The following is a 21,084-nucleotide window of genomic DNA, read 5'->3' as shown; positions in this document are numbered from 1 at the left end:
TCTAGCTCGGAACATTTTCGCGGCGTTGCAGGCGGCAACAAGCGCCTGCGATCACGTCGCTAGCTCGTAGCAGGCAGACTTGGACGACGCGCTTCTTCGGAGACTCACGTGTGGCCCTCGCAGGGCGGGGGCACTCCTCGACGAACAGTCGGAGCGGCGCCGAGCACGGCCGCTCCGGTCGGCGGAGCGGGAGGGCCGTCCAGGTCGTCGAGCCGGTCGGTCAGCACGCGGGTCGGCGGCGACGTCGCGGCAGAACAGAACTGACGCGGCGCTCGACTCGCCGCGCGCCCGCAAGCCGCGTTGACGTCAACGCCTGACGTCGTCCGCGAGCGCACCCAAAACACGCGAGCGCCCGCGCGTGCGCCGTCCCGCGCGCCAGTCGCAGCGAGGATGCGAGTTCGTTTCGTCGGACGTCGGGCGAGCGACCGAAGCGGCCGCCAGGGTTCCGCGTTCGAAGTCGGAACCGCTCCTGCTGCGGAGCGTCCGTCCCCTCGGCACCGGCCTCGCGGCAGCACTCGCGGTCGATTCATCCCGTCGGAGCGGCGCGCCACGTACGAACCAACCCAACCCCAGGTCCCCCCCCGTCGCGTCTCGACGGAAGAGATCCAGAACCGTCGTGAGTCCGCAGGTCTGCTGCACGTGAGTGGAGATATTCCTGCAGCAAGTACCTCACGGCTGGTCGACCGCCGTCGCCCTCTGATCGGGGATGGTTGACTGGCGGGCGTGAGCGGGCCGCCCTCCCTTCCGAAAGAGGGCCGCAGGACGGCGGCTGGCGCGGTGAGGAACCTCCGAAAGCCCAGCCGTGAGGGGCACGCACGCTCGCTGGCGCTCCTAGTTAGTCGCTTCGCTCCCTCCTTGCGGTGCTTGGGCTTCGCCTCCGCGCCCTCGAACTCGGCTGCTCTCCCCTTGTGGTGCCAGGACCCGTACTCGACGCGCCGTCACTCGCCCCCTCGGTCAGGACCGACCCCAGCCTCGTCGTTTGGTCCTCCGCGTTGCTCCGGACCACCGACTCCCTCGCGTGTGCGACTCGCGGCCACCGAGGGCGGCCGCTCGCCGGCGCGCGCCGACCGCGGCGTTCGTTTGTTTATAAATAGAATCGGTACGGTCGCAGAATTCGTCGTTCGTCTCAGCTCCGGCGCCGCGACAGCAGGCCGTTGCGTCCGATCCGGAACTGCCGGAGCACGGAGAAGCGGTTGACCCACAGCTGGTACGCGCCCGTGAGGGCGAACGCGCCGAGCGCGAGGCTCGTCCAGAGGACCGGGTCGACCGCGGAGACGAGCGGGACGCCGAGCAGCGCCGCGACGACGACGGTCAGCGATGCGACGCCGAGCGCGCGGTACAGCTCCGACCACGTCACGCCGCCCTTCGCGACGATCTCGGTGTAGAGGGCGACGTCCCGCGCGTGCCGCGACAGCTCGATCGTCTGCGTCTCCCGGTCGTACTCGACCACACCCAGCTCCTCCAGCTTCGGCAGGTGCGTCTGGACGAGCGAGGTGTACACGCTCTCGCGGCACCGCTTCGGCGGCGGGCTCTCGCCCGTCTCGCGGCCCGCCACCAGCGTCGACAGCTCGTTGACCGTCACCACGCCGCCGACGCTCCCGAGCTGCTCGAGGGCGCGCCGACGGCGCTCGTTCGCGAGGATGGCGTACACCTGTTCTGCCGGAAGGACGTCGGTTCTGAGTTTCATGAGTGAGGGTCCGACGCTCCGCGCGGCACGGAGATCGGTCGTTGACGTTACATCTTCCTTCGAGGGGATATGTATGGGCCAGCTACCGCCGACTCCCGGTTGCCGACGGGACGAACCGTCTCGGCGAAACCGATAGCCCCTCGCCCGGTACGGCGTCCTTGCGGCCGCGGTTCGGGCCTCGCGTCGCCGCCGTGACGGCACGCTGTTCGTACCGTCGTTTCGCCCGAAGTAGGGTGTTCGTGCCGCCGTTTTTGCCCCGAGTAGGACTTCCGGACCGCCGGTTACACGGCCCGTTCCACCGAATCGCATCTCGCATTCCACAGTGACGTGGCTGCTCGTAACTAGGTCGATAGCTCGCTGATAGAGGAGTAACCGATCCGCTCCCGAGTGGGGGTGCGTCGGACACCAACCAATCATGAAACCCGAAACCAACGACATCGGACTCTCGCGGCGTAAGATGCTTCTCGGCCTCGGCGCGGTCGGCGTCGCCTCCGCGGGTGCGGGACTCGGCACCACGGCGTACTTCAGCGACACTGAAACCTTCGAGAACAACAGTCTCACGGCCGGGACGCTCGACATGAGCGTTACCGCGGAGATCGTCGCGGCGGACGAGTACTGGAGCAGCGCAGGCGTGGTCGGCATGACCGAGACGGCCGACGGCGAGGGCGTCACCGCGGGCCTCGTCGTCGACGACGTGAAGCCCGGCGACTGGGCGATCGTCTGCTTCGACATCGAAGTCGGCGACAACCCCGGCTACGTGCAGGTGCGCACGGAGAACTTCACCGAGACGGGCGGCGCGAACCCCGAGCCCGAGCAGGCCGTCGAGGGCGACACGGACAACGATGCCGACCTCGGCGAGTTCCTCCTCACGACTGTGTGGCAGAGCTACGACGACACCAGCGGCGACAAGACCGGGCTGTCGACGCTCGACCCCGTATTCAACAACGCCTCGAACTCTCTCGGTATCAACTACGCCCCCTCTGATGTCGGTGGCGTCGTCGACGCCGACGCTCACTACACGAACGCGCGCGAGGCGGACGCCCAGCTCAACGCGGGCTACCTCATCAAGGATGACAACGGGGATCTCCTGCCGATCAACGACGAGGCGAACGAGGGCGTCTACTCGTTCTGCCTCCTGCTCGAAGTTCCGTTCGAAGTGGGCAACGTCATCCAGGGCGACAGCCTGTCGTTCGATCTCGTCTTCGAGACCGAACAGGTCCGCCACAACGAGGACCCCTTCAACAACTCGGCGCCGGTCAACTCCACCAACTCCACCGCGAACTGATCTCGGTGAGATCGGCGTGAAAAGCTCGAACCGCCCCACGGCGACGCGGTAGTCGCCGCGGGAGGTCGTGACTACCCATACGGCAGACAACAGACACAATGACAAACGATTCAACCAATTTCGACCTCTCGCGGCGCAAGCTGCTGGCCGGCCTCGGTGCGGTCGGCGTGGCCTCTGCGGGTGCGGGGCTCGGAACCACGGCGTACTTCAACGACACGGAGACCCTCGAGGGGAACTCCCTCACGGCCGGCGAGCTCGACCTGCTCGTCGACTGGCAGCAGACGTACGACTACGGCGAGGGCCACACCTTCGTCAACGCGCACCCCGACCACGACGAAGACGGGGAGCAGTCGATCCCGGACGGCGAAGGCGGACAGATCAAGTACAGCGACTTCCTCGACCCCGACGACGAGGACAGCACCGGTGAGAACCTCCCGACCCTGGACTGCGAGAACATCCCGCCGATCAGCGAGGCCACCTTCGGCACTGACCCCGTGACGGGTGACGAGATGAACACGCTGGTCCAGCTGTCCGACGTGAAACCCGGCGACGAAGGTGAGATCACCTTCTCGCTGCACCTCTGTGACAACCCCGGATACGTCTGGATGCAGGCGGACAACGTCTCCGAGAGCGAGGGAGTCAACACGGACGCGGAACTGGCGGTCGACACCCCTGACGGCGGCGACCTCGCACAGTTCATCAACGCGACGCTCTGGTACGACGCGGACTGCGACAACGTCCGCGACGAGGCGGAGCCCGCCGACATCATGCTGACGCTCGACTTCTCGGGCTCGATGCTGTACCGCGAGTACGGCGGCGTCATCAGCGATGACCCGATCCAAGTCAACGGCGATAATTTCCCTGAGACGACGAAGATCGACCTCGTCGAACTCGCGGCCAAGGAGTTCGTCCAGTACCTCGACGCACAGAACGCGGACGTGCAGGTCGGGATCGCCTACTTCGACGGCGAGAAGACCGACGATGCCGAGCCGCGTACGGGCATCCTCCAAGACATGACCAGCGACCTGTCGGCTGTCGACGCCTCGCTAAGCGACCTGCGACAGAAGCTGGCTAACGTCGTCACGAGCGTTAATGACGCTGCAGGAGACGACCCCCTGATCAGCGACCCGTTCGACGGCGACGGTGACCCCGACCCCAACAGCAACGCGGGCGCTATCGCAACTGGCACCTACATCGGCGAAGGTGTCGACGACGCACAGGACGAGCTTGCCTCTGCCGGCCGGCCGGGGACCAAAGCGGTGAACATCGTGCTCTCGGACGGCGAGTCGTTCAACGGCACCGGATCCACGCAGTTCAGCTCGCCGCAGGACGCGGCGACGGACGCCCGTAGCCCCTCGCCCGGCCCGGAGACGGACCTGTACACCGTCTCGGTGGGCAGTGCCAACGACAGCGTCCTTCAGGACATGGCCGGTGCAGCGACATCACCGGGGAACGATCCCCAGTTCTTCTACGATGTCGACGACCCGGTGGCGATCCCGACGGTGTTCGGTGTCCTCGCCAGTCAGTTCGTCGCCGAGAAGATCATCATGGAAGACAGCCTCGACAACGTGCTCGCGGCGCTGTCTTCTGGGAACGGCATCCCGCTCGACGGCAACATCCTCACGATGTACAACGAGCTGACCGAGCCCGCGACCGACGCGGACCGCGACGCGTTCGAAGGCAACGGCCTGATGTACTGTATCGGACTGGATTGGGTGCTGCCCTTCGAAGTTGGCAACGTGATTCAGGGCGACACGCTCGCCTTTGACCTCGGCTTCTACACCGAGCAGGAGCGCCACAACGACGGCGCGGGGGTCTCGGCCTGACCCCGAACCGAAGCTGAGACACAGACTCCAAGCGGGCCATCTGCTCGCCACTGAGGCGACACGCCTGCTTCCCGACTCGGCGCTTCCGGCGGCCGACGCGACGGTTCACGACCGCGGTCGGGATTCCCTTCGGGGATGATACAGGATGAATGACGACACAACCGGGCTCTCGCGGCGCAAGCTCTTGGCCGGCCTCGGTGCGGTCGGCGTGGCCTCTGCGGGTGCGGGACTGGGTACGACCGCGTACTTCAACGACACCGAATCGTTCAACAACAACACGCTCACCGCGGGCGCTCTCGACCTCAAAGTCGACTGGGAGGAACACTACTCCTTCCCGCAGTATTACGGTTTCGCGGACCCGACAAACGGGTTGAACGTGAGGTGGTCGATGCCAGCAGAAGACGATACGACATCGTACACACCACTTCCGGACCCGGCAAATCCGCTCATCTGGGTCGCGACGGCGGACCTCGACGCGTACATGGACAACACCGCGATCGAGTCGTACCCTGACACGGATGGCGACGGGAGCCAGGACCCGTTCGACGCTACCACGAACGACGTCGCGGTCGGCGATGTCTGTACCGATGGGGCGGACCTCTCGGCGGACCTCGACCCGACGGCGGCCGGTGCGCTGCGGACGGACAACGCGGACACGTACAGTGACGGGTCCGCGCTCCCACTCGTCAATCTTCAGGACGTCAAACCGGGAGACTTCGGTGAGCTCACGCTGAGCTTCCACCTCTGTGACAATCCCGGCTACGTGTGGTTCCAAGGCCAGCCAACCACCGCTGCGGAAGGTGGACACACGGAGCCCGAAGCGAGCGACGCTGACGAGTCCGGGGCAGCGGACGAGTCGTACGATGTCGCTGCCGGCGACACGGTTTCGGACATCCTCGGCTCTGACGTGGAGCTGCTGAGCGAGATTCAGACCGTCCTGTGGTATGACGACGGCGACAACGTCCTCGGCAGCGGCGGGGAGACCAGTTCCGGAAAAGTCGACATCGCGTTCCTACACGACCGGTCTGGGAGCATGGGAAACGAGGCGACGTTCCTCGAGAACAACATCGGGAACGTCGCAACCCAACTCGACAACTCGAACCTCGATACGGCGTTTGGACTGATTGCGTATGAGGACAACGATGACGGAGATTCGACCCCGACCATCGTAACGACAGACATCACGACGGATTCCAGTCAGCTGGATTTCAACTTCAGTATCGAGGGCGGGACGGAGAACGCTTCGGAAGCAATCGAGTTCGCGCTGGACAACTTGACGTGGCGACAGGGTACGAAGAAGATTCTCGTCGTCATCACTGATGAGGACGACGACGGGTCAGCCGCAGAACGCACCAGCGCACTCAACCGTATCGACAACGAGAACGCTTGCTTGCTCGCGGTTTCGCCAAATACCACGGGAGCGGACGAACTCAAGACGATATCGGAGCAAGTCCAGTGCGGTGACTGGATCAATATCACCGACGGGCTCTCTACCCAGATCCTCAATGACCTCGTGGGCTTCATCACCACGGTCGGCGGCGAGGAAGTCATCTTCCGTGGCTCGTTGCTGGACACGCTGACGAATCTTAGCTCGGGCAACGGGATTCCGCTCGACGGTGACGAATCGACTCCCTTCGACGAGATCAACGATCCGGAGGCCAGCAGTGCCCGGGAGTGCTACCAGCCGCTCACGACGAACTACATCGGGTTCGCGTGGTGGCTTCCGCCGTCGGTTGACAACGAGGTCCAATCCGATTCCATCGGCTTCGACCTCGGATTCTACACCGAGCAGTGCCGGCACAACGACGGCGCTGGTCCCGAGCAGACGGCCTGATCGTCCGGGTCGCCCGATCAGCCGAGCAGACGGGGCGGGTCGGTGGGGCTGTCAAACCGGACGACTGGGGCCGGGTACGGCGTCCGTACCGTCGGGTACGGTCACCGGACCGGACTGGGTAGGTCGCGCATACATACGAGCGCGGTGGTGGTAGAGAGCGGTGAGACGAGAGGCTATCGACGACACGGCCGTTCGAAGCCGCAACGACACACAATGACAACGAAAGACACACAACTGACGCGGCGACGGACGCTCCTGGGTATCGGAGCCGTCGGCTTCGCGACCACCGGACTGGCCCGTGGCCGGTCGACGGGGAGCTGGAGCGACTACGCGGACTACACGTACGCCCAGACGGACGGCCGCCGCCTGCTCGTCGGCTGGCAGGCGACGTACAACGGCTCCGGGGCGGAGACGGTGGTCGTCGACGGGCCGACGGACGCGACCGACTTCGTCGACGGCGTCACCGGCGTCCGCCTCGTCGACCTCGACGACGTGCTCCCCAGAGACGAAGGCACCGTGAGCGTCGGGCTACGAGTCGAAGACGACGTCGAGGAGGGGCTCCGCGCGTGGATGCGCTTGGCTCCCAATATCGGGAGCGACCCGGCGAGTCAGGCGCTCGCCGACCGGCTCCGCGTAACCGTTCGGTACGACGACGGGCTGCTCGGAGTCGGCGGCTGCGAAGGCGCGGACGGTCCCTTCGCGGAGTTCGGCACGCTGATCTTCTCGGGGAGTTTCGCCGACCTGACTGATGCCGACCTCGCCGACGGGGTCCTAATCGATCCCGGACTCTTCGACGGTGACTGCCTCACGCCGAGCGATCGGCGCTGCTTGGTGATCGACTGGGCGTTCCCGGTCGGCGACGGCAACGCCGGTAAGGGCGGCAGCGTCGACTTCGACGTCACGTTCGGTGTCGACCCGTGCGGTGCGGACGCCGCGAACCCGTTTGACGAGGAGGAGTCGACATGACCGCCGACCGACGTGACGACTCCGACGGCCGCGTCGCTGCCGATTCGCGCGGCCCGACGGTCGGACTGAGCCGGCGCCGGCTCCTCGCGAGCATCGGCGGCGTCGGCGCCGTCGGGATGGCGAGCGGCCTCGGGACCGGCGCGTACCTCTCGGACCGCGAGACGTTCCCGGACAACGTCTTCGGCGCCGGCTCCGTCAAGCTGGTCGTGAACAACGCGGTCTCCGACGGGACCTTCGCGGTCGACGTGTCGGGGATACGACGGGGGAATCCCGGGCGCGAGACGTTCGACATCGACGTGCGAACGAACCCCGTCCGGGTCTGGATCGCGACCGACTGTCCGGACGACAGCGCGCTCGCGCGCGCCCTCGAAGTCGAGATTTCTGTCGTCGACGGACCGTCGCTGACCGGCGGCTACCGCGCCCTCGCCGACGTCGAGCGCGACCTCGTCGCGGGCGAGCGGATCGATGCGGACTGTCTCGTCCCCGAGGACCCCGTTACCGTCGAGGTGGCCTGGCGGATGCCTGGCGACGCGCCCGAGGAGGCGGCGAACGACGCGACCGACCTTCGGTTCCGGCTGTACGCCGAGCAGTGTCGCCACGTCTCCGAGGCGGACGCGGCGGGGTCGAACCCCTTCGCCGACCGGGTCTGTGAGGAGTCGGAGAACGAGTGCCTCGCGTGCGACGACGAGTTCGGGAAGGCGGAATTCGGCGACTCGCCGGTCGCGGTCGGGGACACGCTCTCGCTGATCGAACTCCCCGCGGGCGCGGACGGTCACGAGATCGCTATCACCGCGGTCGAGACGAAAGACGAGGGGGGCAACGCCGAGACGGTCGGCGTCGAGTTCACCCTCCAAGACGCCGACGGGAACCCCGGACCGGACATGTGTAAGGTCGAGATCAAGGGCGGGCAAGAGACCGAGTCCTACGAGATCGATCCGGCCTCTTCGGAGACGGACGAGATCTTGTTCGCGCCCCTGAAACCCGACAAGGACAAGCGACACGGGATCAGCAACATCGTCGTCTTCGTCTGTTCCGATTCGGGCGACGGCGACGACCCCGACGAGGACGAGACGGTCGACTGCGTCGTCTGCGACGACGAGAACGCCTCGCTCGCGACGCTCGACGTCCGCTACCGCGGCGACGACGAGCCGTCGGTCACCGTCGTCTCGACGAAGGGGGGCACCGGCGGGACGCTCTTCGAGGGCACGGTCGCCAACGGAGACGTGTTCACCCTCGACGGGAGCGACGTGACTCGGAGCGGGAACAACGGCAACGGAAACGGCGGCGGCCAGACGGACAGACTCGGTCCGGAGGTCGAGATACGGGTCGAGGGCGGAGCGACGACCCCGATCCACGTGAGCTGCTCGGAGCTGCTCGCGGTCGGGATGCGGTTCGGACCCGACGACGAGTTCGAGATCGCGGGCGGAACGACCACTGACGAGAGACCGATATGCGGCACGGAGGCGAACTGATGACACAACTACTCACATCACCACGGACGAAACGCGCGGCGAACGTACTCGGGATCGTCCTGTTGCTAGCGCTCGTCGCGCCGTTCGCGGTGTACGCGGCCCCGGAGATCGTCGGCGCCGACGAGAGCTTCGTCGTGCTCACGGCGAGCATGACGCCCGCCATCGCGCCGGGCGACGTGGTGATCGTCGCCGATCGCGACCCGACGACGGTCGTCGACGGCGACGTGATCACGTTCATGCGCGGCACGAGCGAGGTGCCGGTGACGCACCGCGTGATCGACGTCGTCGGCGAGGGCGGGACCCTCGCCTTCGAGACGATGGGCGACGCGAACGAGGGGCCGGACCCGGGGCTCGTCCCCGCCGGGAACCTCGTCGGCGTGGTCGCGCTGGCGATCCCGTACATCGGGTACGTGATCCAGTTCGCGGGCACGCCGGCCGGGTTCGTCGCGCTGGTGCTGCTCCCGTTCGGCCTGCTCGCGGTCACCGAGGTCTGGTCGATCGTTCGCGGCCGCGAGGAGGCGGACGGGGGGTCGGACGCGCCGAACTCACCTGACGCGCCGAACTCGCCTGACTCGACTGCCGACGGAGTCGTCGGCGCGGACGCGACCGCGGCGCCCGTCACGCGGCGCCCGTCACCGCGGCGTCCGCCGGGACCGACGCGGCAGGCGTCGAAAACGCCGAAACCGACGTGACGCCAGCAGAGACCGCCGCGACCGGTTCCACGGGAGTCTCCGTCGACGCGGTCGGCGGGGCGGCGGCGGTGTTGCTGGTGTTCGCGCCGTACGCGGCCTACGTCGCGGTCCAGCTCCGCACCGCCGCGGCCATCGCGGTCGCGGTCGCGGCGGCGACGCTGCTGCTCGGCGCGCTCGCGACGTGGGTGCCGGCAAGCGGCGTCCTCGACCGGAACCGACCGAGCGCTGAGGCGGCGGACGACGACACGGCGATCGACCGCGCGGAGAGCGGCGATACCGCGGACGACGGGGCGGATGACGACTACGTGGCGAGCGCCGAGAGCGGAGCGGAGGGGGCCGAGCGCGGAGCGGAGGGGGCCGAGCGCGGAGCGGAGGGCGACGACGGAACGACTGACCCGGTCGATCCGTCGGGATCGGTGGCAGTGACGGACGGGTCCGGGGCGCGTCAGTCGCCGTCGACGACCCCACCGTCACAGCCGGACCGCGCCGGGGAGGTGGACTGATGGCCGTGAACCGCGGCCTCGTCGGCCTCGTCGCCGTCGCGGTGCTGGTGTGGGGAGTCGCCTTCGGCGGCGGCCTCACGCTCGCCGTGCTCACGTCGAACGCGACCGTGACGACGACGTTCGAAACGGTCGGGGAGTTCGCCCCGATCGAAGCGTCGCCGGACGGCGATCTCGGGACGTCGGCGCTCTCGGTGGAGAACGGGTCGACCACGACCGTGCCCGTGGACAACTCGACGGAGAACTCGGTGAACGCGAACGCGTCGGCTCACGAGACCGTCTCGGTGCCGCCGGGCAACGAGACCTCCTCGAACTCGGGGAACGTTTCGGATTCGGGCAACGAAACTGCGCTGCCCGAGACCGAATCGGTTCCGGATAACGAGACCGTGCCGTCCGAGACCGAATCGGGTCCGGACGATGAGCTCGCGCCGGACGACGAGCCGAAGACGGACGACGAGCTCGCGCCGGACGACGAGCCGAAGACGGACGATGAGCTCGCGCCGACGGGAGACGAACCGACGTTCAAGCGGAACGTTCCGGATCCTGCGGAGAAGGGGTCTGAAACGACCGGTTCTGACGCCGCAGCGTTCGCTCCGACCGGGGTGTGAGCGTGAGTTCGCTGATCGGGCTGCGGGGGTCCGAACCGAAACGCGGCGGTGGGGCGTGCGCTCGCCGGCCTCCGCCCGGGACGAAGCTCGGGGTGCTGCTGTTGTTCCTCGCGCTGTTCCTGATCCTGCTGCTCGCCGGTCTCGTTCGCGGTATCGGATGAACGCTCCCGGACTCCGGGTTTCGTCGGCGGGGTTATGTACCGGACTGACGAAGTTCTCCGCAAACGCATGGTCGCGCTCGACGCGTTCGCGTTCGTCTTCGTCGCCGGGCTGATCACGGCCCTCGCGACCGGGATCGGCGCGCTGCCGTTCTTCCTTTTCGACTCGATCAGCGACCGAGGGAACGTGGCGCTGTGGGGGTTCTCCTCGGGGATCATGCTCTCCGCGTCGCTGTTCGGGCTCGTCCGGGAGGGGCTCGCCGAGGGGACGCCGGTCGAGATCGGGATCGGCCTGGCCGCGGGCGTCGTCCTGGTCGTCGTCGCGCACGACGTGCTGTTGGACGCCGACATCGACCCGCGAGAGTACGAGGAGGCGGACTTCAAGAAGCTCGTGTTGATCCTCGGCGTGCTGACCGTCCACAGCTTCCCCGAGGGGGTCGCCGTCGGCGTCTCGTTCGCGGACCTCGGGCTGGCGGGCGGGGCCTCGCTGTTCGGCTTCGCCGTGCCGCTGCTCGCCGTGTTCATGACGGTCGCGATCTCGATCCACAACGTCCCCGAGGGGACCGCGATCTCGATCCCGCTGCGGGCGATGGGCGTCTCGAAGTGGAAGATGGTCTGGTGGTCGGTGTTCTCCAGCCTCCCGCAACCGATCGGCGCGGTCCTCGCCTTCGCGTTCGTCCGGTACGCCCGCGAGTTCCTCCCGTACGGCTTCGGCTTCGCCGCCGGCGCGATGATCTACCTCGTCGCCACCGAGTTCATCCCGGAGGCGCTCGAGACCGGCGCGGCGCTCCCCCGCGGCGGGAAGCCCGTGCTCGCGGGCGGGATCGCGCTCGGCGTCGTGCTGATGCTCCCGCTCAACTTCATCTGAGCGCCTCCGGTCGACCGTCGACGGCGCGTTCGACTCACCGACCGTCGTCGAACGCCGTCGGGTTCACCGCGCCCGGCCCGTCGCCCACGTCGTAGCCGCGGCGGATCGCCGTTCCCATCTCGTCGACCGCGTCCGCGACGGCCCCGCGCAGGGGTTCGCCGCGCGCCAGCCGGGCCGCGATCGCGCTCGACAGCGCGCAGCCGGAGCCGTGCGTCGCGTCGGTCGCCACGCGGGGGTTCTCGATGCGGACGACGGTCGGGTCGGTCCCCGCCTCGTCGTCGTCGCCCGCCTCGTCGCCGTCGCCCGCCTCGTCACCCTCCCCTCGGCCGCCGATCACGAGCGTGTCGACGACCCGATCGCCGTCACCGCTCAGGTGTCCGCCCTTCACGAGCGCGGCGCCGGCCGCGCGGGCGACGAGCTCCCGCCCGGCCGCCTCGGCGTCCGCCGGCGTCTCGACCGGCTCGTCGACGAGGACCGCCGCCTCGTCGGCGTTCGGGGTGACGAGCGTCGCGCGCTCGATAACCCCCTCGTAGGCCTCCTCGGCGGCCGGCGAGAGCAGCCGGTCGCCGGTCGCCGCGACCATCACCGGGTCGACGACGACCGGGGCCGAACAGCGGGCGAGCAGCCCGGCCGCGGTCTCGACGATCGGCGCCGTGGCCAGCATCCCCGTCTTCACCGCGCCGACGTCGAAGTCCTCGATCACGGCGTCGTACTGGCTCGCCACGTGGTCGGCCGGAACGACGTGGACGTCCTCGACGCCCCGGGTGTTCTGCGCCGTCGTGGCCGTCACGACCGCGGTCCCGAAGACGCCGTGGGCCGTCATCGCTTTCAGGTCCGCCTGGATCCCCGCCCCGCCGCCGGCGTCGCTGCCGGCGATCGTCAGCGCGACCGGCGGGGAGACGGGGTCGCGATCGCGTGCCATATACTGGTTGTACCACTTGGTAATATTAAGTCGTGGCGATCGCCGCCGCCGAACGCCCTTTGCCGTTCGCCGTCGAACCGGGGGTATGTCGAACGCTCACTCCGACGACGCGGCCGGCGGCGATCCGGCCGACGACCCGACCGAGTCGATCACCGTCTACTCCGACTACGTCTGCCCGTTCTGCTACCTCGGGCGGCGGTCGCTCGCCGAGTACCGGGAGACGCGCGAGGAGCCGCTCGCGGTCGACTGGCACCCGTTCGACCTCCGTGCCGGCAAGCGGAACCCCGACGGCACCGTCGACCACGAGGTCGACGACGGGAAGGGCGACGAGTACTACGCGCAGGCCCGCGAGAACGTCCGGCGGCTCCAGGAGCAGTACGGCGTCGACATGGCTCAGGAGATCGCGACCGACGTCGACTCGCTGCCCGCCCAGCTCGTCTCCGTGCACGTGAAAGAGACCGCCCCCGAGGCGTGGCCCGCCTTCGACGACGCGGTGTTCGCGGCGCTGTGGCGGGAGGGACGCGACATCGGCGACCGCGAGGTGCTCGTCGACATCGCGGAGGACGTCGAGGGGCTCGACGCCGAGGTCGTTGATGTCGCGCTCGGCGACGACGACCTCCGCGAGCGCGTGACCGAGCTGTTCGACGCGACGCGGCAGCGGGGGATCACCGGCGTGCCGACGTTCGCCTTCGACGGGCACGCGGCCCGCGGCGCGGTGCCGCCGGAACAGCTCGAACGGCTCGTCGAGGGCGCCTGAGCTACGCGTCGACGGCGGCGGTGTCGCCGCTGATCTCGCCGTCGGCCTCCTCCTCCTCGCCGACGATCCGGCACGAGAGGTAGACGGAGCCGAGCGCGAGCGCGATCCCGCCGATCACGTCGGTGAGCCAGTGTATCCCGAGGTACATCGTCGCGATCACCACCGACGTCGAGATCCACACGGCGACCGGCGTCCACAGCGGGTACTCATCGCGCGTCATGACGGCGAACGCCGCGACGGTCACCGACAGCGACGTGTGAAGCGAGGGAAAGACGTTCGCGGCCTCGTTCACCTCGCTCGTCAGCGCCGTGAACTCGGGGTTGTACGTGAAAAGCAGCGACGTCCCGACGTCCAGATTCCGCGGGCCGTGCGCGAACACGACCGTGTAGAGCGCGAGCCCGATCGCGTAGTTGAGGGCGTACGCGACGAGCAGCCGCCGCAGCGTCTTCGTCCGCGGAAGCGCGATGTACGCGAGGAAGGGGAACGAGAGCAGGAACGCGTATCCGTACACGTACACCGACGAGAAGTACATCGTCAGCTCGGGCGTGGCGTACGTCTGCTGTATCCACTCGACGAAGTCCCCCTCGACCGCGTAGATCAGTCCCGTCAGTCGCAGCCCGAACAGCTCCGAGACCGTCTGGAGCGAGCTCCGGCCGACCGCGCTCGCGAGCAGCACCGCGCAGAGCGCGGCGAACTCCCGCCGCGCGTCCGACAGGCGCGACGCGACGTCGTCCCGAAGCCCACGGATTCGACTCGGCCCGATTATTACCGCCGCGGCGACGAGTATCCCGCCGCCCACCCACAGCGCGAGCGAGCCGAGGACCGACGCGAGCCAGGTCATTCCCCCCTGGACAGCAGGCGTCCTCCCTCGTCGAACCGGTACCCCGCGTCGCGGAACAGCTCCTTCGCCTCGTCGGTGTCGATAGACCCCGACTCCCCGACGAACGGGTACACGGGATCCGTCTCCCTGTCGTCCCACGAGAGATCGGTCGGCACCCACTCGGAGGAGGCCGCGAGCGGCGACGCCGCCGGTCGGGCGTACCCGTCGAACGCCTCGTCGATCAGCGTCTCCTTGTCGATCAGCGACGCGATCACGGCCCGGAAGCGCGGGTTCGACAGGGGTGCCCGCCGCGCGTTGTATCCCACGTGGTAGAACCCGCCGGAGCGCCCGGTCACGAGCCGCGTGTCGGCGTCCCGCCCGATCCGAGGCACCGCGTCCGGGCCGAGGTTCGAAACGGTCGCGTCCGCGAGCCCGTCGCCGACCGCCGCCACGGCGGCGATGTCCGACGGCGACACCTCGATCCGCAGGCGCTCGAACGCCGGCTTCCCGCGGAACCGCTCCGGGACTCCCGCCGCGGGATCGGCCTCGTCCCGCGTCGAGTCCGCGCGAGCGAGGAAGTGGTCCGGGTTCCGATCGAAGACGACCGATTCCTCCGCCGTCGCCTCGGCGAACCGTATCGGCCCGCTCCCGACCGGGTCCCCGTTGTTCGACACCACCGCCTCGGTCGTCTCCACGTCGAACTCGAAGCCGGCGATCGTCGCGACGTCGGTCCGCTCCGACCAGACGTGTTCCGGCAGGATCGGGACCTGGAGCGCCCGGACCGCGACCGCGTCGTTCACGTCGTCGATCGCGAGCTCGACCCGCCCGTCGCCGACGACCGTCGCCGACCGGACGACCGAGCTCCGGCCGCGGAACCGCGGCGTCGGAACCTCCGTATCGAGGGACCCCATCGAGGTGTCGCGGAGGAACTCGTAGGTGAACGCCACGTCGCCCGCGGTCACCGGCTCGCCGTCGTGCCACCGGGCGTCTCGGAGGTCGACGACGACCGTCTCCTCGTCGACCCGTTCCCAGCCCGACGCGAGCCAGGGGATGACCTCCCCGCGGTCGACGAGCGCGAGTTGGTCGTACAGCAGCGACGTGAAGGTCCCGTCGCGTCGGTACTCGGCCGCGATCGGGTTCCAGTTCTCCGTGATCTGATCGTCGGTCGTGACGAGCCGAAGGACGGCGTCGCCGTCGGCGGTTTCCTCGTCCGCGGTCTCCTCCTCCGCGGTGGCGTTCTCGGCGGTCCCGGCGTCGCCGTCGTCAGCCGTTCCGTCCGTCGTCTCCGCGCGGTCCAGTCGCAGGAGCGCGCCGGGCGACAGCGGCTGTCGGTTCGTCCACCCCTCGAACCGATCCTCGCGGACCGCGCTGAGCGGGTCCGGAAACGCGACGACGGTGAACGGCTGCAGCTCGCAGAGCGAGCGCTGGAGCTCGGCCACCGCGTCGCGTCGCTCCCGCCCTTCGACCCGTCGCTGGCGTTCGAGCTGGTCGTCGACGCCGTTGATGTCGGTAAATCCGAACGGGTTCCGGCGGCCGGCCTCGGCGACGAACCGCGAATGGGTGAACGCGTACATCGCGTCCGGGTCGAACGGCTCCGACTCCAGGAACTGCCCGACGTAGACGTCGAAGCCCTGGTTGATGAGTACCTTCCGCCAGAGGTCGGTCCGGCTCAGGGTGTTGATCCGGGCGTCGACCCCCACGGCGTTCAGGTTCTCGGCGAGGTGCCTGGCGATCCGGATCGCGTTCGGGTCCCTGTCGGCCGGCGCCGTGTCGATCTGCAGCGTGAGCTGGGAGGGCCTGTTGCGCCCCGCGATGTTGCGGGTTCGACCGAGACAGCCGGCGCTCAGAGCCCCCAGACCGATCCCCGCGAGCGCCTCCCGGCGGCTGACGTGGCGGTTCATTCGTCCCTCACTCTTTCGTCGCCCGCCTATATCTCTTCTGTGGTGGCCTCGTACCGCACCGACCGGCCGATTCGGGGAGTCAGCCCCGATTTCGGCCTCGATCGCTTCAGACCTCGATCGCCTCAGACCTCGATCGCTTCAGATCACGTCCGCGAGCGGGAGCGCCAGTCCGACCGCCCACGCGAGGAGGCCCGCGACGAGGACGGGTCGATCGTCCGCCGCGCGCCCGACGGCGACCACGCCGACCGCCGCAAGCAGCGCGATCCGGTGGACGACGAGGGCGGGCGGCACCGCGACGCCGAGCGCGGCGAAGTCGAGCACGAACCCGGTCCCGAGCCCGGCGGCGACGGCGAGCGCGACCGCCGCCGGGTCGCACTCGCGCGACCGCGCGACTACGAGCGCCGGCACCCCGCCCGCGAGGACGAGGTACAGCGGGCCGGCGATCGCCTTCGGGGGAACGCTCGGATACGCGAGTTCCAGCCCGACGCCGGCGGCCCGCACGCCGACGACGACGGCGCCGAGAGCGGCCCCGAGCACCGCGGCGTCGGCGTGTTTCGTCGCCTCCCGTCGGGCCCGCCGCGCGAGGTCGACGGCCGCCGCCCGGGTCCGGCGCCCGAGCAGTGCGCCCGCGACGGTCACGAGTGACGCCAGCTCGATCACCGACAGCCAGCCGTCGCTCCACCCGCCCTCGATCCCGCGGTGCTCCCGGCGCACCTCGGCGTCGACCCGCCCGTGGATGAACTCGTCTTCCAGCCGGACCGCCGGGTCGTCGATCCCGGGGACCGTGTGGCGGAGCCGGAACCAGTCGTAGTACTCCTCGTGGGCCTGTATCGCGGTGTACTCACCGTCCGGGGACTCGTACGCCCGAACGTGGTCGCGAACGCCGAGGTACGCCCCGTCGTGGAGCTCGAACGTCTCCGTCAGCCAGACCCCGCCGGCGGGTCCCTCGACGTAGCCGTACCGCGTCGAGCTGCGGGCGTCGGCCCAGTCGCGCTCGACGAACGCCCGCACCCGCTCGGCGTCGGCGGTCGTTTCCGACTCGATCCCCTCGGTCTCCTCCCAGTCGGCCTCGGTTCCCCCCTCGATCGCCGCGCGCGTCGTCTCCGCGTCGGCGTGCACCACGACGTTGATCGCGAGCGTCCGCCCCTCGACCGACGCGCTCCGGCTCGTGTACGGCCACAGCCGGTAGTCGCCGTCGACCGCGATGAGCGACTCCTCCGGGACCGTCGCCGACGGTTCCCCCGCGGGCGGTCCGGCGAAGGCGCCGGAGAGCGCCAACCCGACCGCGACGACGACGAGGAGTCCGACGACCACCGTCGCTCGCTTCATGGCCGCTTCGAGGGCGTCCGCATAAAAACGCCTTCGGGTGGGGGCCGGCGCGGTTCGCCCTCCCTCGCACCGGCCGCGACCGGCTTCACCAGGTCTCGACGAAGCCGTCGCGCACGTCCTCCGCGCAGCCCTCGCAGTCGGGGTGGCCCGCGTCGAAACACGAGGGGCGCCCCTCGGCGTCGACGGCGACCGCCCGCCGCTCGGCGTGCCGCCGACAGACGATCCGCGCCCGTCCGTCCTCGTCGGTCGGGAGGTCGTACCGCTCCGCCCCCGCGGTGTCGTCGTCGGGGTCGTCCTTTCCCTCGGTGTACGCCCGCCGCGCCTCCTCGAACTGCTTGCCCGCCTTGCGGAGCTGCTGGCGGATGACGCGTTCGAGTCGGTCGTCCATAGGGACCGTACCGGCGCGTCGGATATAGGTCCGTTGGCGAATGCGAGGTTGATCGGTCCGCGGGCGGCGGACCCGTCGTGAGGGGTTCGTAAATCGTCGCCGTCGCGGTGGACTCCTTAGAAGTCCCAGTCTCCCGCTTATAAATAATCGACTGTAGATCTAGAGCGAACACGTCCGAAGCCCCAGCCGTGAGGTGCACGCACGCTCGCTGCGCTCCTCGTCACTCGCTCCGCTCGTTCCTGCGGTGCTTGCGTCGTCATCAGAACGCTCCGCGTTCTGATTGGCTCACGAGAGCAGAGCTCTCGTGAACGCCTCCGCGCACCTCACGGCTGCCCCTTTGAGTCCCGCACCGCAACCGCACCGCAGCCTCGCGCCTCCCCAGCCTCGTCAGTCGCCGTCGCTTCGCTCCGGCGACTGACTCCCTCGCGCTCGGTTCGCGCCCTCACGGGCGCTCACCGGCGCGCCACCGCCATCGTTTATTTTCATTCGACCCTGATACGTGCGGACGCTTCACGCGGTATCGTTCCACTTGAAACGAAGCCCGCGCGTGGCGTACGGGCGTCTGACGCGGCCGGCCGTCGAAACCGCGAAACCGCCGGAAGCGGCCCGTCAGCGCGTCGGAGACGACCACTTTCACCGTGGTTGCGGGATTTTTAATACCGTGAGGAACCAATCGCCGTACGCCTCCCATTGAAACAAGACCGGAGGCGGAGACACCCCATGAGCGAACTGCGACAGGAAGCGGAAGCGATAGCGGAACAGTTCTCGGACCACTTAGACGTGGACGCCGACGAGGTCGAGGAGCGGCTGGAGAACCTCGTCAACGAGTACCGCGTCCCCCTCGACGAGGCGCGCCGGAGCGTCACCAACAGCTACCTCGAAGACGCCGGGATGGAGCGCGACGAGCTCGGCCGCGGCGGCAGCGAGTCCGTCTTGGTCGACGAGATCGACGAGGACGAGCAGTGGGTCGACCTGCGCGTGACGCTCGTCGACCTCTGGGAGCCCCGCAGCGACTCGATCTCGCAGGTCCGGCTCCTCGGCGACGAGTCGGGCACGATCAAGTTCGTCGCCTTCGAGACCTCCGACCTGCCCGAGCTGACGGAGGGGCAGGCGTACGAGCTCTCGAACGTCGTCACCGACGAGTACGAGGGCAGCTACTCGGTGAAGCTCAACCGGACGACTCAAATTACCGAGATCGACGAGGAGATCGAGGTCGGCGACAACGCCGACACCGTCGAGGGCGCCTTGGTCGACATCCAGTCCGGCTCCGGGCTGATCAAGCGCTGTCCCGAGGACGACTGCACGCGCGTCCTCCAGAACGGCCGGTGCTCCGAGCACGGCCAGGTCGAGGGCGAGTTCGACCTCCGGATCAGGGGCGTCCTCGACGACGGCGAGACCGTCACCGAGGTCATCTTCGACCGCGAGGCCACCGAGAAGCTCACCGGCATGGGACTCGAGGAGGCCAAGGACATGGCGATGGACGCGCTCGACACGACTGTCGTCGCCGAGGAGATGGCCGACGACGTGCTCGGGCGCTACTACCGCGTCACCGGTCCCACCTTCGGCCGGTACGTCCTGGTCGACGAGATGGAAGACCCCGGGAGAGTGGACGTCGAGAGCGCGCTGATCGAAGCGAGGTCGATCTGACATGAGTCAATCCGCACCCACCCGAGAAGTCGCCCGGCGCGTGTTCGCGACCGAGTTCAACGACGCCGGCTACACGTTCACCGAGTCCGACGACGAGCGCGCCCCCGTCTACGCGCTCCTCCCGACGGGCGAGTCCTCGAACCGCGTGTTCTTCGTCGGCACCCTCACCGAGAAGGAGGACGTCGGCGAGGACAGCGAGTACTGGCGCGGCCGCATCGTCGATCCGACGGGCACGTTCTTCGTGTACGCCGGCCAGTACCAGCCCGAGGCCGCCTCCAAGCTCCGCGACCTGGAGCCGCCCGCCTACGTCGCAGTCGTGGGGAAACCCCGGACGTACGAGACCGACGACGGCACCGTCCGGGTCTCCGTCCGCCCCGAGTCGATCACCGAGGTCGACGCCGCCACCCGCGACCGCTGGGTCGCCGAGACGGCCACGCGGACGATCGAGCGCGTCGCCGCGTTCGACGACGACGGGAACGAGTACGCGCGGATGGCCCGCGAGGAGTACGACCTCGACCCCCAGACGTACAAGGCCGCCGCGCTGTCGGCGCTGGAGGACCTCGACGAGGGCGACGAACTCGCCGGCGACGCCGCGGACGAGGACCGCGCCGACGGCGACACCGCCGGCGACGCGACGGATCCGGCCGGAACGCCGGAGCCCTGACCGGCGGCGGCCGACCGCCCAGACGGACCGATCGGGCGCTTTAGGTCCGTAACGCCCGCTATTTCCCCTTTTTGTGGCACCGTCTGACAAACGCTTAAGTAGATAGCGCGACCACCGTTCCGGCAATGGGCAACAAGAACAAGACGATCTCGTTCCGCGTCAACGAGGACGCGTTCGAGGCGCTCCGAGACATCGCCGAGGAGCGGGACATCTCGCTGTCGGCGGTGTTCCGGGACTACGTGGACACGCTCGTTGCCCACGACGGACAGGTCCGCGCCGTCCCGGAGGCGGAGCTCAAGAGCGCGGGCGAGCCCGGCGAGTCGTTCCCCCCGCGCGTCGAGGTCCCGAAGAGCTTCATCCGCGAGCACGAGCGGCTGGAGCTGGAGGCCGACCACCTCCGCGAACAGCTGGACGAGTACAAGCGGTACGTCAATCACCTCCGCGAGCGGCTCGACGACGACGGGGAGGACGTGATCCACCTAGAGGACCTCGACGGTGAGCGCGACGACCGCGGCGAGCGCGACGAACCCTCCTTCCGGCTCGGGTGATCTGCCGCCCCGACGGCCGCCGGTTCCGCTCCGATCGATCCCGCCGAGCCGCGGCGTCGCCTCCGGCCGCCGTCTTCGCCCCGACCGATCCCGCCGAGCCGCGGCGTCGATCTCTCGGAAAACCTTCCCGTTTGTCCGTTACTGTTCGTGGAAACCGCCGAGTCGACGAAAATATTGCCGGCCCTGACGAGATTTGTTCAAAAACGTCCGGT

18 protein-coding genes and 1 pseudogene are annotated in these 21,084 nt (G+C 68.7%); 13 read left to right on the top strand and 6 right to left on the bottom strand.

The genetic code is table 11. The annotated features are described in order from the left end of the window. Positions 1 to 1,126: 1,126 nt before the first annotated feature. Positions 1,127 to 1,687, bottom strand: a complete 561-nt coding sequence (locus tag DJ82_RS08695; protein ID WP_094581587.1) for a hypothetical protein — start codon at positions 1,685 to 1,687, stop codon at positions 1,127 to 1,129. Between the two features lie 415 nt (positions 1,688 to 2,102). Here DJ82_RS08695 and DJ82_RS08690 point away from each other — a divergent pair, with 415 nt between their 5' ends. From DJ82_RS08690 to DJ82_RS08655, 9 genes and pseudogenes are all read left to right on the top strand, one after another. Further along, positions 2,103 to 2,972: a TasA family protein gene (locus tag DJ82_RS08690; RefSeq protein WP_094581586.1), complete on the top strand. Its 870-nt coding sequence runs from the start codon at positions 2,103 to 2,105 to the stop codon at positions 2,970 to 2,972. Between the two features lie 98 nt (positions 2,973 to 3,070). Continuing rightward, positions 3,071 to 4,798, top strand: coding sequence for a vWA domain-containing protein (locus tag DJ82_RS08685; RefSeq protein ID WP_094581585.1), 1,728 nt, complete (start codon positions 3,071 to 3,073; stop codon positions 4,796 to 4,798). A 145-nt stretch (positions 4,799 to 4,943) separates the two neighbouring features. Next, positions 4,944 to 6,632, top strand: coding sequence for a VWA domain-containing protein (locus DJ82_RS08680; RefSeq protein ID WP_094525423.1), 1,689 nt, complete (start codon positions 4,944 to 4,946; stop codon positions 6,630 to 6,632). A gap of 213 nt (positions 6,633 to 6,845) precedes the next feature. Continuing rightward, entirely contained in the window at positions 6,846 to 7,598 is a 753-nt protein-coding gene (locus DJ82_RS08675) for a hypothetical protein (RefSeq protein WP_094525424.1), read from the top strand. After that, positions 7,595 to 9,070 carry a SipW-dependent-type signal peptide-containing protein gene (locus tag DJ82_RS08670; RefSeq protein WP_143420530.1) on the top strand — a complete coding sequence of 492 codons (1,476 nt, stop codon included), beginning with the start codon at positions 7,595 to 7,597 and terminating at the stop codon, positions 9,068 to 9,070. The genes DJ82_RS08675 and DJ82_RS08670 overlap by 4 nt, the downstream gene beginning before the upstream one ends. Beyond that, a pseudogene (locus DJ82_RS15725) lies at positions 9,070 to 10,265 on the top strand (signal peptidase I). The gene DJ82_RS08670 and the pseudogene DJ82_RS15725 overlap by 1 nt, the downstream one beginning before the upstream one ends. Further along, the gene (locus tag DJ82_RS08660) at positions 10,265 to 10,870 is read left to right on the top strand and encodes a hypothetical protein (protein WP_094525426.1); all 606 of its coding nucleotides are present in this window, start codon (positions 10,265 to 10,267) and stop codon (positions 10,868 to 10,870) included. Before DJ82_RS15725 ends, DJ82_RS08660 begins: the two are co-directional and overlap by 1 nt. Positions 10,871 to 10,872: 2 nt before the next feature. After that, positions 10,873 to 11,031, top strand: a complete 159-nt coding sequence (locus tag DJ82_RS14805; RefSeq protein ID WP_158217299.1) for a hypothetical protein — start codon at positions 10,873 to 10,875, stop codon at positions 11,029 to 11,031. Positions 11,032 to 11,098: 67 nt separating this feature from the next. Then, entirely contained in the window at positions 11,099 to 11,896 is a 798-nt protein-coding gene (locus DJ82_RS08655) for a ZIP family metal transporter (protein ID WP_094581584.1), read from the top strand. Positions 11,897 to 11,930: 34 nt separating this feature from the next. Here DJ82_RS08655 and thiD read toward each other — a convergent pair whose 3' ends face one another. Beyond that, entirely contained in the window at positions 11,931 to 12,818 is an 888-nt protein-coding gene (thiD, locus tag DJ82_RS08650; protein WP_094581583.1) for a bifunctional hydroxymethylpyrimidine kinase/phosphomethylpyrimidine kinase, read from the bottom strand. A gap of 85 nt (positions 12,819 to 12,903) precedes the next feature. Here thiD and DJ82_RS08645 point away from each other — a divergent pair, with 85 nt between their 5' ends. Next, positions 12,904 to 13,575 (top strand): DsbA family protein, encoded by a 672-nt coding sequence (locus DJ82_RS08645; RefSeq protein WP_094581582.1) that lies wholly within the window; start codon positions 12,904 to 12,906, stop codon positions 13,573 to 13,575. A 1-nt stretch (position 13,576) separates the two neighbouring features. Here DJ82_RS08645 and DJ82_RS08640 read toward each other — a convergent pair whose 3' ends face one another. The 4 genes from DJ82_RS08640 to DJ82_RS08625 all read right to left on the bottom strand — a co-directional run bounded on the left by DJ82_RS08640 (position 13,577) and on the right by DJ82_RS08625 (position 18,013). Then, positions 13,577 to 14,416, bottom strand: coding sequence for a phosphatase PAP2 family protein (locus tag DJ82_RS08640; RefSeq protein WP_094527665.1), 840 nt, complete (start codon positions 14,414 to 14,416; stop codon positions 13,577 to 13,579). Continuing rightward, positions 14,413 to 16,296, bottom strand: coding sequence for an ABC transporter substrate-binding protein (locus DJ82_RS08635; RefSeq protein ID WP_094581581.1), 1,884 nt, complete (start codon positions 16,294 to 16,296; stop codon positions 14,413 to 14,415). The genes DJ82_RS08640 and DJ82_RS08635 overlap by 4 nt, the downstream gene beginning before the upstream one ends. A 138-nt stretch (positions 16,297 to 16,434) precedes the next feature. After that, positions 16,435 to 17,625 (bottom strand): hypothetical protein, encoded by a 1,191-nt coding sequence (locus DJ82_RS08630; protein WP_094525432.1) that lies wholly within the window; start codon positions 17,623 to 17,625, stop codon positions 16,435 to 16,437. Positions 17,626 to 17,710: 85 nt separating this feature from the next. Further along, a complete protein-coding gene (locus DJ82_RS08625) occupies positions 17,711 to 18,013 on the bottom strand; it encodes a hypothetical protein (protein ID WP_094525433.1) in 303 nt (100 codons plus the stop codon). A 720-nt stretch (positions 18,014 to 18,733) separates the two neighbouring features. Between DJ82_RS08625 and DJ82_RS08620 the strand changes: the two genes are divergently transcribed. From DJ82_RS08620 to DJ82_RS08610, 3 genes are all read left to right on the top strand, one after another. After that, complete coding sequence (locus DJ82_RS08620; protein WP_094581580.1) at positions 18,734 to 19,660, top strand: replication factor A; 927 nt, start codon at positions 18,734 to 18,736, stop codon at positions 19,658 to 19,660. A gap of 1 nt (position 19,661) precedes the next feature. Then, a complete protein-coding gene (locus DJ82_RS08615; protein ID WP_094581579.1) occupies positions 19,662 to 20,324 on the top strand; it encodes an RPA family protein in 663 nt (220 codons plus the stop codon). A gap of 125 nt (positions 20,325 to 20,449) precedes the next feature. Beyond that, positions 20,450 to 20,872, top strand: coding sequence for a CopG family transcriptional regulator (locus DJ82_RS08610; protein ID WP_094525436.1), 423 nt, complete (start codon positions 20,450 to 20,452; stop codon positions 20,870 to 20,872). Positions 20,873 to 21,084 lie beyond the last annotated feature (212 nt).

This window comes from Halorubrum sp. Ib24 (assembly GCF_002252745.1).
Classification (GTDB): Archaea; Halobacteriota; Halobacteria; order Halobacteriales; family Haloferacaceae; genus Halorubrum.
Note: the sequence above shows the minus strand (reverse complement) of the source record. Positions and strands in the feature narration are given on the sequence as shown.

What these genes read in the sequence shown, in the direction of transcription:
- DJ82_RS08630 (WP_094525432.1), bottom strand. Translation starts at nt 17,625, where the DNA reads ATGAAGCGAGCGACGGTGGTCGTCGGACTCCTCGTCGTCGTCGCGGTC.
- DJ82_RS08620 (WP_094581580.1), top strand. Translation starts at nt 18,734, where the DNA reads ATGAGCGAACTGCGACAGGAAGCGGAAGCGATAGCGGAACAGTTCTCG.
- DJ82_RS08625 (WP_094525433.1), bottom strand. Translation starts at nt 18,013, where the DNA reads ATGGACGACCGACTCGAACGCGTCATCCGCCAGCAGCTCCGCAAGGCG.
- DJ82_RS08635 (WP_094581581.1), bottom strand. Translation starts at nt 16,296, where the DNA reads ATGAACCGCCACGTCAGCCGCCGGGAGGCGCTCGCGGGGATCGGTCTG.
- DJ82_RS08615 (WP_094581579.1), top strand. Translation starts at nt 19,662, where the DNA reads ATGAGTCAATCCGCACCCACCCGAGAAGTCGCCCGGCGCGTGTTCGCG.
- DJ82_RS08670 (WP_143420530.1), top strand. Translation starts at nt 7,595, where the DNA reads ATGACCGCCGACCGACGTGACGACTCCGACGGCCGCGTCGCTGCCGAT.
- DJ82_RS08660 (WP_094525426.1), top strand. Translation starts at nt 10,265, where the DNA reads ATGGCCGTGAACCGCGGCCTCGTCGGCCTCGTCGCCGTCGCGGTGCTG.
- DJ82_RS08645 (WP_094581582.1), top strand. Translation starts at nt 12,904, where the DNA reads ATGTCGAACGCTCACTCCGACGACGCGGCCGGCGGCGATCCGGCCGAC.
- DJ82_RS08640 (WP_094527665.1), bottom strand. Translation starts at nt 14,416, where the DNA reads ATGACCTGGCTCGCGTCGGTCCTCGGCTCGCTCGCGCTGTGGGTGGGC.
- DJ82_RS08680 (WP_094525423.1), top strand. Translation starts at nt 4,944, where the DNA reads ATGAATGACGACACAACCGGGCTCTCGCGGCGCAAGCTCTTGGCCGGC.
- DJ82_RS08690 (WP_094581586.1), top strand. Translation starts at nt 2,103, where the DNA reads ATGAAACCCGAAACCAACGACATCGGACTCTCGCGGCGTAAGATGCTT.
- thiD (WP_094581583.1), bottom strand. Translation starts at nt 12,818, where the DNA reads ATGGCACGCGATCGCGACCCCGTCTCCCCGCCGGTCGCGCTGACGATC.
- DJ82_RS08655 (WP_094581584.1), top strand. Translation starts at nt 11,099, where the DNA reads ATGGTCGCGCTCGACGCGTTCGCGTTCGTCTTCGTCGCCGGGCTGATC.
- DJ82_RS08675 (WP_094525424.1), top strand. Translation starts at nt 6,846, where the DNA reads ATGACAACGAAAGACACACAACTGACGCGGCGACGGACGCTCCTGGGT.
- DJ82_RS08695 (WP_094581587.1), bottom strand. Translation starts at nt 1,687, where the DNA reads ATGAAACTCAGAACCGACGTCCTTCCGGCAGAACAGGTGTACGCCATC.
- DJ82_RS08685 (WP_094581585.1), top strand. Translation starts at nt 3,071, where the DNA reads ATGACAAACGATTCAACCAATTTCGACCTCTCGCGGCGCAAGCTGCTG.
- DJ82_RS08610 (WP_094525436.1), top strand. Translation starts at nt 20,450, where the DNA reads ATGGGCAACAAGAACAAGACGATCTCGTTCCGCGTCAACGAGGACGCG.